This window comes from Bradyrhizobium diazoefficiens (assembly GCF_016612535.1).
Taxonomy (GTDB): domain Bacteria; phylum Pseudomonadota; class Alphaproteobacteria; order Rhizobiales; family Xanthobacteraceae; genus Bradyrhizobium; species Bradyrhizobium diazoefficiens_C.
This window is the reverse complement of record NZ_JAENXS010000001.1, coordinates 259,335-271,743: the sequence shown is the minus strand read 5'-3', so window position 1 is coordinate 271,743 and position 12,409 is coordinate 259,335. Positions and strand designations below refer to the sequence as shown.

Sequence of the window (12,409 nt, the reverse complement as noted above, 5' to 3'; positions counted from 1 at the left end):
CGGGGATTTGCCTCCGGATTCGGCTTTCCGGCACGGCGACTGGACGACCATGAAGCTGCGCGATCTTCTAGGCAATGACGTCGCAATCGAGCCCGCTGTCGCGGCGCTCGATGTGAGCGGTGTTGCGCTCGACAGCCGCGTGGTCAGGCCGGGCGATCTCTTCTTTGCCCTCGCCGGCAGCAAGACCGACGGCGCGCGCTTCATCGATGCTGCGATCGCGGCCGGCGCGGTGGCGGTGGTCGGCGATCATGCGCCCGATGGCTGCAAGGTGCCGTTCGTCGCTGTTGCCAATCCGCGCCGCGCGCTGGCGCTGGCTGCCGCGAAATATTTCCCGGCGCAGCCTGCGACGATCGCGGCGGTAACCGGAACCAGCGGCAAGACGTCAGTGGCCGCGTTCACGCGCCAGATCTGGGAGCGGCTGGGGCATGCCTCCGCCAGCATCGGCACTATCGGCCTCGTCTCGCCGAAACGCACCGTCTACGGCTCGCTGACGACGCCGGATCCGATCGCGCTGCACCGGCAGCTCGACGAGATCGCGCGCGAGGGTGTGACGCATCTTGCGTTCGAGGCATCGTCGCATGGTCTGGATCAATATCGCCTCGACGGCGTGCGCGTCTCCGCCGGCGGCTTCACCAACCTCTCGCGCGACCACATGGATTACCATCCGACCGTCGCGCATTATCTCGCGGCAAAACTCAGGCTGTTCCGCGATCTGGTGCCGCCGGGTGGTGCTGCGGTGATCTCGGCCGATCATGATTGCTCGGCGGAGGCGATCGACGCGGCGAAGACGCGCGGCCTGCGCGTGATGGCGGTCGGTCGTCACGGCGATGGGGCAGGCGAGGGCATCCGTCTCACTGAGGCCGTGGTCGAAGGGTTCTCGCAAAAGCTCGCACTCGAACATCGCGGCAAGCGTCATGCGGTCCACCTGCCGCTGGTCGGCGAATTCCAGATCGAGAACGCGCTGGTCTCGGCCGGCCTTGCGATCGGCACCGGCAGCGATGCGGCAAAAGTCTTTGCGAGCCTCGAACATCTCGAAGGCGCCAAGGGCCGTCTCGAGCGCGTCGGCGAGCGCAACGGCGCGCCGATCTTCGTCGACTACGCGCACAAGCCCGATGCGCTGGCAAAGGCGCTGCAAGCGTTGCGGCCTTACGCGAAGCGCAGGCTGGTCGTCGTGTTCGGCGCCGGCGGCGATCGCGATGCCGGCAAGCGTCCGATCATGGGCGAGATCGCGGCCGAGAATGCCGATCGCGTCATCATCACCGACGACAATCCGCGCAGCGAGAAGCCGGAAGCCATTCGCGCCGCGATCCTCGCGACCGCCAAGGGCGCCCGCGAAATCGGCGATCGTGCCGCCGCGATCCGTGCCGCGATCGAGGAACTCGAAGATGGCGATGCGCTGCTCGTTGCCGGCAAGGGCCACGAGACCGGGCAAATCGTCGGCAGCGAGGTCCTGCCGTTCAGTGATCACGAGGCGGTTGCCGCCGCATTAGCATCGAGGGTCGCATGAGCGCGCCATTGTGGACGGTTGCCGAGGTGGCGCGTGCGCTGGGCGCGGCCGGATCATTCCCGGACACCGCCATCGACTTCGTCACCCAGGACAGCCGCTTGGTGAAGCCGGGCAGTCTCTTCGTTGCGCTATCCGGCACGCCGACCGGCGGGTTCGTTTCGGCCTTCGCCAGCGGGCGCGACGGCTGGGAGTTCGCCGACAAGGCGGAAGCCTCCGGCGCGGTCGCGATGATCGTGCCGCACGAGATTGCGGGCGTTCGTATACCGCAGATCGTCGTGAAGGACACGCTGATCGACGGCCTCTGGGGCCTCGCGCGTGCCGCACGCGCGCGGTTCAACGGGCCGGTGATCGGCCTCACCGGCAGCGCCGGCAAGACCAGCACCAAGGAGTTCCTGGCGGCTTATCCGCAAGCCTATGCGAGCCCCTCGAGCTTCAACAATTTCTGGGGCGTGCCGCTGACGCTGTGCAATGCCCGGCCCGACGCCAGCCTCTGGGTCGTCGAGATGGGCATGAACCAGACTGGCGAGATCGCGCGGCTCGGCGAACTGACGCGGCCGACGGTCGCGCTCGTCGTCAACGTCCAGCCCGTGCATCTGGAAAAACTCGGCTCGCTCGACGCGATCCGCCGCGAGAAGGTGTCGATCGCGCTCGGCCTGCCGTCGGATGGCGTGCTGGTGCTGCCGGCCGGGATCAAGGCGCCCGACTGGAAGGGCAAGGTGGTGCGCTTCGGCGAGAAGGCCGAGGTGCACGAGGTTGCGCACGCCCCGCATGGCGAGAGCTGGCAGGTCGTAGCCGCGATCGGCAAGAAGGAGATCGCCTTCAGCCTGACGCCGGGCGCGCCGCACCGCGTGCAGAATGCGCTCGCCGCGCTGGCCTCGATCCATGCCGCCAAGCTCGATGCCGCGACGCTCGCGATCAAGCTCGACCGTGTCGGCATCATGAGCGGCCGCGGCGTCGAGCAGGCGGTCGGCGGTGTCACCGTGATCGACGACAGCTTCAACGGCAATCCGGCGAGCGTCGCTGCTGCGCTGCAAAGCCTGCAGGCGCGCAACATGACCGGCGGCCGCCGCATTGCGGTGCTCGGCGACATGCTGGAATTGGGCGATGACGCACCCGGCTATCACACCGGCCTCGCCACGCAACTCGACGGCATCGACGGCATCTACTGCGTCGGCCCCTTGATGCGCCACCTCTATGACCTGTTGCCCGCCGGCAAAGGGCTCGGCTGGCACGACGATCCCGCCACGCTGAAACCGGGCGAGGTCGCGGGCTTGCTGAAGGCAGGCGATGTCGTGGTTGTCAAGGGCAGCAAGAAGATGTTCTGGGTCAACAAGTTTGTGCCGGGCCTAGTGGCCGCCTTGCAGGCAAAGGCGTAAACTGCTTGGAAGGCGCTGTTCCCGAATCCCACCCTTTGCGGCGCGCCGCCGTCCGGATTCTTTGAGGTGCCCGACCCATGATGAAAACCAGCGAATGGGCGTGAGGCAGAATCTGCGTCTAAAAAAGGCCGCCTGCGAAAGGCGCCATAGGACCGTCTGAATGTTTTACTGGCTGATCGAGTTCTCCAACACATTTCCGAGCTTCGGTGCAATCCGCACCGTCCTGAACGTCTTCCGCTACATCACGTTCCGCACCGGCGGCGCCATCGTCACCGGCGCGCTGTTCGTGTTCCTGTTCGGGCCTTGGATCATCGATCATCTGCGCATCCGCCAGGGCAAGGGCCAGCCGATCCGGACCGACGGCCCGCAATCGCATCTTGCCAAGAAGGGCACGCCCACCATGGGCGGGCTGATGATCCTGTCCGGCCTCACGGTTGGCACGGTGCTGTGGTGCAATCCGCTCAATCCCTATGTCTGGATCGTGCTCGCGGTGACGCTCGGCTTCGGCTTCGTCGGCTTCTATGACGACTACCTCAAGGTGACAAAGCAGACCACGAGCGGGTTCGGCGGCAGGCTGCGCCTGCTGATCGAGGGGCTGATCGCGCTGGTCGCCTGCTATGCGCTGGTACGGCTGAACCGCGATCCCGCGTCGACCGCGCTGACGATACCCTTCCTGAAGGATACCGTGCTGCATTTCGGCTGGTTCTTCGTTTTCTTCGGTGCGTTCGTCATCGTCGGCGCCGGCAATGCGGTGAACCTCACAGACGGCCTCGACGGCCTGGCCATCGTGCCGGTGATGATCGCCACCGCGAGCTTCGCCATGATCGCCTATCTCGCTGGCAATTTGGTGTTCGCCGACTATCTCCAGATCAAATATGTCGCGGGCACCGGCGAGCTGGCGGTGCTCTGCGGCGCGCTGCTCGGCGCCGGTCTCGGTTTTCTCTGGTTCAATGCCCCACCAGCTTCGATCTTCATGGGCGACACCGGCTCGCTCGCGCTCGGCGGCATGCTGGGTTCGATCGCGGTGGCGGTGAAGCACGAGATCGTGCTCGCGGTGATCGGCGGCCTCTTCGTGCTGGAGGCGGTCTCCGTCATCGTGCAAGTGGTGTCGTTCAAGCTCACGGGCAAGCGCATCTTCCGGATGGCGCCGATCCACCACCATTTCGAGCAACTCGGCTGGACCGAGCCGCAGATCGTGATCCGGTTCTGGATCATCTCGGTGATGCTGGCGCTCGCCGGCCTGTCGACCTTGAAGCTGCGGTGATCGATCGATGATCCCGGTGACCTCCTTCGCCGGCAGGACGGTCGCGGTGTTCGGCCTCGGCGGCTCCGGGCTCGCGTCTTGCCACGCCTTGAAGGCTGGCGGCGCCGAGGTCATCGCCGCCGACGACAATGCCGAGAATGTCGCTAAGGCGGCGCAGGCCGGCTTCGTCACCGCCGATTTGCGCAACGTCTCCTGGTCGAAATTCGCGGCGCTGGTGCTCGCGCCCGGCGTGCCGCTGACCCATCCGGTGCCGCACTGGAGCGTGTTGAAGGCGCGCGAGGCGGGCTGCGAGGTCATCGGCGACATCGAGCTGTTCTGCCGCGAGCGCCGGCGGCACGCGCCGGATGCGCCGTTCGTCGCCATCACCGGCACCAACGGCAAGTCGACCACGACGGCGCTGATCGCGCATCTGACCAAGGTGGCCGGCTACGACACCCAGATGGGCGGTAATATCGGCACCGCGATCCTGTCGCTGGAGCCGCCGGGCATGGGCCGCGTCCACGTCATCGAGATGTCGTCCTACCAGATCGACCTCACGCCGTCGCTCGATCCCTCCGTCGGCATTCTGCTCAATGTCAGCGAGGATCACATCGACCGTCATGGCACGATCGCGCATTACGCCGCGGTGAAGGAGCGGCTGGTCGCCGGCGTGCAGGCAGGCGGCACTTCGATCGTCGGTGTCGATGACGGCTATTGCCGCGACATCGCCGACCGGCTCGACCGCGCCGGCAAGAATGTGGTGCGCATCTCCGTCAGGAATCCGCTGGCTTCAGGCATTCACGTCGAGCACGGCACCATCGTGCGCACCGCGGGCGGCGCCCGCAGCGAGATCGCCACGCTTGGCGGTATCGGCTCGCTGCGCGGCTTGCACAACGCGCAAAACGCGGCCTGCGCTGCCGCCGCCGCCCTCGCAATGGGCATCAGTCTTGATGTGCTGCAGAACGGCCTGCGCAGTTTTCCGGGCCTTGCCCACCGCATGGAGCAGGTCGGTCGCCGCGGCAACGTGCTGTTCGTCAACGACTCCAAAGGCACCAACGCCGACGCCACTGCGCATGCGCTGTCGTCCTTTGCCAATATCTTCTGGATCGCCGGCGGCAAGCCGAAGGCGGGCGGCATCACCGGCCTGACCGATTACTTCCCGCGCATCCGTAAAGCCTTTCTGATCGGCGAGGCCGCGCCGGAGTTTTCGGAAACGCTGGGCACGCAGGTCGCGCACGAAATCAGCCAGACGCTCGACGTCGCGGTCGCCAACGCCGCGCGTGATGCAGAAGCTTCGGGGATCACCGACGCCGTCGTATTGCTGTCGCCCGCATGCGCATCGTTCGATCAGTACCGCAACTTCGAAATCCGCGGCGCCAAGTTCCGCGAGCTGGTTCAGGCGCTGCCGGGTGTGAGGCCGGTGGTGTGAGGATGTCGCGGCGGCGCTGGATTGCAATTGCCGTCGCTGCTCTCGCTGTTCCCATCGGTTTCCTCTGTGTTGTCCTCATTGACAGCGTCATGCAGGAATTCGGCGGGTGTCGTGTGGTTCGCCAGAAGTTGTTTGCCTCCCCAAGCGGCAGCAAGTTGGTTGTCGTGGTCTGGAAGACCTGCGGAACGACGGTGCCCGACAGTACGCAAGCCAGCATCGTGGCGCGCGGTCGGACGTTCTCGCCGGAGAGCACGCCGACCTTTGTCAGCGTGCGCGGGCATCTTGATGTCGTCGTCGTCTGGAGTAGCGAGCGGGCGGTCAGGATCGGTTTCATTCCCGGGGCAGACCAGATCTACAAGCGCGATCAGCACGCGGGGGATGTCACGATCAACTACGAATAAGGCTCTCGTGTCCCTGACGCGGTGCGGCACGAAGTGACGCTCCGCAGAGCCGGGACCAAGAAGCCGCAATGGGCCCAGGCTCTGCAGCGCACCACACCGTGAAGAAGCGGCGCGCTGCGCTGCGTCCGGGGCACGGGACTTCTTCAAAACTTGAACGGTCCCTTAACCTCCCGGTAACCAACCTCGGCGACCAATGGACCGACCTCTGTCCGAAAGCGGCCGCCCATGCTCTCCCGTGAAGAACGCACCCCCTTTTCCGAGTGGTGGTGGACCGTCGACAAGCCGCTGTTCGGCGCGATCCTCTTGCTGATGCTGACCGGCGTCATCCTGTCGCTGGCGGCGAGCCCGTCCGTCGCGACCCGCATCGGGCTCGATCCGTTCCATTTCTTCAGCCGCCACGTGATGTTCCTGGCGCCGTCCTTCATGGTGCTGCTCGGTGTCTCCTTCCTGTCGCCGCGCGCTATCAGGCGCTCCGCGCTGATCATCTTCGCGGTCAGCATCATCCTGATCGTGGTGACGCTCGCCGTCGGCCCGGAGGTCAAGGGCTCACGGCGCTGGATCACGTTGCTCGGGGTGAACATCCAGGCCTCTGAAGTCGCGAAGCCTTCGTTCGTCGTCATTGCCGCCTGGCTGTTTGCGGAATCGACCAAGCGGCCGGAGATGCCGGCGACCTCGATGGCGCTGGTGTTGCTGTTGATGCTGGTCTCGCTGCTGGTGATGGAGCCGGACTTCGGCCAGACCATGCTGATCCTGATGGTGTGGGGCTCGCTGTTCTTCATCGCGGGCATGCGCATGATCTGGGTATTCGGCCTCGCCGGCATCGGTGCGGCCGGCCTGTTCAGCGCCTATCTCTTCGTTCCCCACGTGGCTGGACGCATCACGCGCTTCATGAACCCGGGCTCAGGCGACACCTTCCAGGTCGATACCGCGATGGAGGCCTTCTACAATGGCGGCTGGTTCGGGCTCGGGCCGGGCGAGGGCATCGCCAAGCGCAGCCTGCCGGACAGCCACACCGACTTCGTGTTCGCAGTCGCTGCCGAAGAGTTCGGCATCATCCTGTGCCTCGCCATGCTGGCGCTGTTTGCCTTCGTCGTCATGCGCGCGCTGTCGCGCGCCTATGCCAACGAGGACATGTTCTCGCGCTTCGCGGCCTCTGGGCTGGCGATCCTGTTCGGCGTGCAGGCGGCGATCAACATGTCGGTCAATCTCCAACTCATCCCAGCCAAGGGCATGACGCTGCCGTTCATTTCCTACGGCGGCTCCTCGATCGTGTCGCTCTCCTATGGCGTCGGCATGATGCTGGCCCTGACGCGGCTGCGCCCGCGTACCGAGGTCGAGGCCAGCGGCCACGCCGAGGCGATGCGCAGCTACGCGTGACCGCTCTCGTGTCCCGGACAAGCGAAGCGCAGATCCGGGACCCAGACTGCCGCAAGCATGGCCCCGGTTCAGCAACGCACCATGCCGCGAAGATGCGGCGCGCTGCGCTGCGCCCGGGGCACGAGCACCCGGCTCGCAATGACGACAAAGGCCTTGTAAAAGGGCGGTTATGGACAGCTCCCCCCTGATTCTTCTCGCCGCAGGCGGCACCGGCGGCCATCTGTTTCCGGCTGAGGCGCTGGGCGTCGAGCTGATCCGGCGCGGCTTTCGGGTGCGCCTCGTCACCGATGAGCGCGCGCTGCGTTACAGCGGGTTGTTCACCAAGGACATGATCGACGTCGTCGCGAGCGAGACCGCGCGCGGCCGCAATCCGTTGCAGCTCGCTTATGCCGGCCTCACGCTCGCCACCGGCACACTGTCCGCTTACAGCCTGATCAGGCGATTGAAGCCCGCTGCCGTAATCGGCTTCGGCGGCTATCCGACACTGCCGCCATTGGTGGCGGCAAAATTCGCGGGCGTGCCCGGCATCATCCACGACGCCAATGCGGTGCTCGGCCGCGCCAACCGTTTCCTGTCGAGCCGCGTCCGCGCCATCGCAACGTCGTTGCCCGGCGTGCTCGACCGTGATCCAGCGCTATCAGGCAAGACCACGACGGTCGGCACGCCGATGCGGCCGGCGATCCTTGCCGCTGCCGGCGTACAATATGCCGCACCCGAAGCGAACGGCCCGCTCCGCCTGCTCGTCGTCGGCGGCAGCCAGGGCGCGCGTATCATGGCCGACATCGTGCCGGGCGCGATCGAGCGGCTCGAGCCCGCACTGTGGGGCCGGCTGATCCTCACCCAGCAAGTGCGCGACGAGGACATGGCGCGCGTGCGCGCGGTCTACGATAAGCTCAAGATCAATGCCGAGCTCGCGCCGTTCTTTACCGATTTGCCGGCGCGGCTCGCATCCAACCATCTGGTGGTGTCGCGCTCCGGCGCCGGCACCGTGGCCGAGCTCGCCGCGATCGGCCGGCCCTCGATCCTGGTGCCGCTGCCGGGCGCGATCGACCAGGACCAGTTCGCCAATGCCGGCGTGCTGGTCAAGGTCAATGGCGCGATCCGCATCCCGCAGACCGAGTTCACCTCGGACCGGCTGGCCGCCGAAATCTCCGCCTTCGCCGCCGAGCCGGCGCGCCTTGCCGCCATGGCTGCCGCGGCGAAAGGGGCAGGCCGGCTCGATGCGGCCGAGCGGCTGGCCGATCTGGTGGTCAAAGTCGCGGGAATCTGACGCGAAAAAGCCCTTGTCTTCGCCTTCTAAAGCGGGGCATCCAGTAGGAAAGGTGCGCGGCTGATTTGGCCGTGACCTTTGCCAGAGCCGCCTGCGCAAGGCGGCGAGGTCAGGGAACAGAGCATGAGACTGCCGCGCGAGATCGGACCCATCCACTTCGTCGGGATCGGCGGGATCGGCATGAGCGGTATCGCCGAGGTGCTGGTCAATCTCGGCTATGCCGTGCAGGGCTCGGATGCCTCCGACAACTACAATCTCGACCGCCTGCGCAAGAAGGGCGCAAAAGTCTCGGTCGGTCACAAGGCGGAGAATGTCGACGGGGCCGACGTCGTCGTGGTGTCGAGCGCGATCAAGCGCGACAATCCGGAATTGATGGCGGCGCGCGAGCGGCGCATTCCCGTGGTGCGTCGCGCCGAGATGCTGGCCGAACTGATGCGGCTGAAGAGCTGCGTCGCGATCGCCGGCACCCATGGCAAGACCACGACGACCACGATGGTCGCAACCCTGCTCGATGCCGGCGGGCTCGATCCGACCGTGATCAACGGCGGCATCATCAATGCCTACGGCTCCAATGCGCGTCTCGGCGCAGGCGACTGGATGGTGGTGGAAGCCGACGAGAGCGATGGCACGTTTTTGAAATTGCCGACCGAGGTCGCGATCGTCACCAATGTCGATCCCGAGCATCTCGACCACTTCAAGACCTTCGAGGCCGTGCAGGACGCCTTCCGCCATTTCGTCGAGAACCTGCCGTTCTACGGCTTTGCCGTGATGTGCATCGATCATCCCGTGGTGCAGACCCTCGTCGGCAAGATCGAGGATCGCCGCATCATCACCTATGGCGAGAATCCGCAGGCGGATGTGCGGTTCGTCGACCTGACCCCGATGGGGGGCGGCTCGAAGTTCAAGGTCGCGTTCCGTGATCGGAAAACCGGCGCTTTGCATGAGATCGCCGATCTCATGCTGCCGATGCCGGGCCGTCACAACGCGTCCAACGCCACGGCCGCGATCGCTGTCGCGCGCGAGCTCGGCGTGTCGGACGATGCGATCCGCAAGGCGATCGCAGGCTTCGGCGGCGTCAAGCGCCGCTTCACCAAGACCGGCGAGTGGAACGGTATCACCGTGATCGACGATTACGGCCATCACCCGGTCGAGATCGCAGCCGTGCTGAAGGCGGCGCGGGAATCCACCAACGGCAAGATCGTCGCCGTGGTGCAGCCGCATCGCTACACCCGCCTGCAATCGCTGTTCGAGGAATTCTGCACCTGCTTCAACGACGCCGATGCGGTTGTTGTCGCCGACGTCTATGCCGCAGGCGAAGCACCGATCGACGGCATCGACCGCGATCATTTCGTCGCCGGCCTGCGCGCGCACGGCCATCGTGAGGTGATCCCGTTGCCGGCAGCCGCCGAGCTTGCGGGCATCGTCAAGGGACTCGCGAACTCCGGCGATCTCGTCGTGTGTCTCGGCGCCGGCAACATCACGCAATGGGCGTATGCGCTGCCGGACCAATTGAAGGCGCTGGGGTAGGGCAGTGGGCTTCCCCGATATCACGCCCGAACTCAAGGCCGCGATGCCGCAACTTCGTGGCCGGCTGCTCGCCAAGCAGTCGCTCGCCGAACTCACCTGGTTTCGCGTCGGCGGCCCGGCGCAGGTGCTGTTCACGCCGGCGGATGAGGATGATCTCGCCTATTTTCTCGCGCATCTCGCCAGCGACATTCCCGTCTATGTCGTCGGCGTCGGCTCCAACCTCATCGTGCGTGACGGCGGCATTGCGGGCGTCGTGATCCGGCTTGCGCCGCGCGCTTTCGGCGAGGCAGCCGCGAGCGGCGATATCGTCACCGCCGGTGCGGCCGTGCTCGACAAGCGCGTGGCGGAAGTGGCGGCGAGTGCCAATATCGGCGGGCTCGAATTCTATTTCGGCATTCCCGGCACCATCGGCGGTGCGCTGCGCATGAATGCGGGCGCCAATGGCGGCGAGACCAAGGACGTGCTGATCGAAGCGCGCGGCGTCGGGCGCGACGGCACCAAGCACGCCCTCTCTAACGCCGACATGAAATTCGTCTACCGCAACAGTGGCGTGGATCCCTCCATCATCTTCACGTCCGCGCGCTTTCGCGGCGAGATCAGGGATGCGGAGGCGATCCGCGCGCGCATGGCGGAGGTGCAGGCCCATCGCGAGACGGCGCAGCCGATCCGCGAAAAGACCGGTGGCTCGACCTTCAAGAATCCGCCGGGCCATTCCGCCTGGAAGCTGGTTGACGCTGCCGGCTGTCGCGGCTTGCGCGTCGGCGGCGCTGAGGTCTCGGAGATGCACTGCAATTTCCTGATCAACACGGGCGATGCCACCGCGCACGACATCGAGACACTAGGCGAGACGGTGCGCGAACGTGTGAAGGCAAATTCCGGAATTGAGCTACACTGGGAAATCAAGCGGATTGGAATTCCCGACTAACCTGAGGCGACGAGAGAACATGCGCACCACCATCCTCTTCGGCGGCTCCAACCGCGAGCGTCTGGTTTCCGTCGCCTCAGCCCAGGCGCTGCATCAGGCGTTGCCTGAGGCCGATCTCTGGTGGTGGGACGTCGAGGACAAGGTGCACGTCGTGCAGTCCAGGCAGCTGCTCGAACATGCCCGTCCGTTCGAGGATGAGTTCAAGCCGGGCACATCAGGCATTCCGCTCGCGCAGGCGCTCGACCAGGCCAAGGCGGAAGACCGCGTCCTCGTGCTGAGCCTGCATGGCGGATGCGCCGAGAACGGCGAATTGCAGGTGATGTGCGAGACGCGCGGCGTGCCGTTCACCGGCTCCGGCTCGGCCTCCTCGCATCTCGCCTTCGACAAGATCGCGGCCAAGCGCTTTGCCGCGCTCGGTGGCGTGACGCCGCCCCTGGGCATCGCGCTCGACGACATCGACGACGCCTTCGCCGAATACGGACGGCTGATCGCAAAGCCGGCGCGCGACGGCTCGAGCTATGGCCTGATCTTCGTCAACGCCAAGCAGGATCTTGTCGCCGTCCGCAATGCTGCAAAGCACGAGGAGTACGTGATCGAGCCCTACATCGCCGGCGTGGAGGCGACCTGCGGCGTGCTGGAGCGGCCGGACGGGTCGCTCATCTCATTGCCGCCGATCGAGATCATTCCGGGCGAGGGCAATTTCGACTACGCCGCAAAATATCTGCTGTCGACAACCCAGGAGATCTGCCCCGGCCGCTTCACCGCCGAGGTCACCGCCGCGCTCAAGACGCAGGCGATGCTGGCGCATCGGGCGATGTCCTGCACCGGTTATTCCCGCTCCGACTTCATCGTCTCGGCGAAGGGGCTGATCTATCTCGAAACCAACACGCTGCCCGGGCTGACCAAGTCCTCGCTCTACCCCAAGGCGCTGAAAGCCGAAGGCATCGCGTTCGTGGACTTCCTCCACGGCCTGATCGAGCTGGCCGCGCGGCAGGTGCGGAAATAGTTAGGATTGGTTAACGGCTGAACCGGCGGAAACGGCCGATTTGGTGGCCAAAACCGGTAAAATACCGGACATCGTGGCATAACTGCCTCACCAGCCTGCGCAAAAAGCATCCCGCGTTAACGAACTTTACCTTTTGTTTACCAGGACGTCCGAAGGTTAACGCTGGCGGCGCATATGGCGTTTTGGCTGCCGGCGCGTGAGCCGTTTCGGATTGTCCCCGATCGGCGAACGCTTTGAAGGGGAGCGGTTTCTTCTACCGAAGACCATTACCCGGCCCGGCACGTCCGAGACGTCATGTTCGCCAGGACCCGCGCGAAGTCGCGGGCAAACTGTTGACGAGCTCGTGCA

General features: G+C 65.6%; 10 protein-coding genes. All 10 read left to right on the top strand.

Translation table 11 applies throughout. The features are described 5' to 3' along the window. Positions 1-49: 49 nt before the first annotated feature. Positions 50-1,507 (top strand): UDP-N-acetylmuramoyl-L-alanyl-D-glutamate--2,6-diaminopimelate ligase, encoded by a 1,458-nt coding sequence (locus tag JJE66_RS01235; protein ID WP_200512318.1) that lies wholly within the window; start codon positions 50-52, stop codon positions 1,505-1,507. Next, positions 1,504-2,883, top strand: a complete 1,380-nt coding sequence (gene murF / locus JJE66_RS01230; RefSeq protein WP_200512317.1) for a UDP-N-acetylmuramoyl-tripeptide--D-alanyl-D-alanine ligase — start codon at positions 1,504-1,506, stop codon at positions 2,881-2,883. The genes JJE66_RS01235 and murF overlap by 4 nt, the downstream gene beginning before the upstream one ends. Before the next feature lie 160 nt (positions 2,884-3,043). Beyond that, positions 3,044-4,147 (top strand): phospho-N-acetylmuramoyl-pentapeptide-transferase, encoded by a 1,104-nt coding sequence (mraY, locus tag JJE66_RS01225; protein ID WP_200512316.1) that lies wholly within the window; start codon positions 3,044-3,046, stop codon positions 4,145-4,147. A gap of 7 nt (positions 4,148-4,154) precedes the next feature. Further along, positions 4,155-5,555, top strand: a complete 1,401-nt coding sequence (gene murD / locus JJE66_RS01220) for a UDP-N-acetylmuramoyl-L-alanine--D-glutamate ligase (protein ID WP_200512315.1) — start codon at positions 4,155-4,157, stop codon at positions 5,553-5,555. Positions 5,556-5,557: 2 nt separating this feature from the next. Beyond that, positions 5,558-5,956, top strand: a complete 399-nt coding sequence (locus JJE66_RS01215) for a hypothetical protein (protein ID WP_200512314.1) — start codon at positions 5,558-5,560, stop codon at positions 5,954-5,956. 225 nt (positions 5,957-6,181) lie between these two features. Beyond that, entirely contained in the window at positions 6,182-7,333 is a 1,152-nt protein-coding gene (gene ftsW, locus JJE66_RS01210) for a putative lipid II flippase FtsW (RefSeq protein WP_200512313.1), read from the top strand. Positions 7,334-7,502: 169 nt separating this feature from the next. Continuing rightward, entirely contained in the window at positions 7,503-8,603 is a 1,101-nt protein-coding gene (gene murG / locus JJE66_RS01205) for an undecaprenyldiphospho-muramoylpentapeptide beta-N-acetylglucosaminyltransferase (RefSeq protein ID WP_200512312.1), read from the top strand. Positions 8,604-8,726: 123 nt separating this feature from the next. Beyond that, complete coding sequence (gene murC / locus JJE66_RS01200) at positions 8,727-10,130, top strand: UDP-N-acetylmuramate--L-alanine ligase (RefSeq protein ID WP_200512311.1); 1,404 nt, start codon at positions 8,727-8,729, stop codon at positions 10,128-10,130. Positions 10,131-10,134: 4 nt separating this feature from the next. Next, positions 10,135-11,055 carry a UDP-N-acetylmuramate dehydrogenase gene (gene murB, locus JJE66_RS01195; RefSeq protein WP_200512310.1) on the top strand — a complete coding sequence of 307 codons (921 nt, stop codon included), beginning with the start codon at positions 10,135-10,137 and terminating at the stop codon, positions 11,053-11,055. A 19-nt stretch (positions 11,056-11,074) separates the two neighbouring features. Further along, positions 11,075-12,061, top strand: a complete 987-nt coding sequence (locus JJE66_RS01190; RefSeq protein ID WP_200512309.1) for a D-alanine--D-alanine ligase — start codon at positions 11,075-11,077, stop codon at positions 12,059-12,061. Positions 12,062-12,409 lie beyond the last annotated feature (348 nt).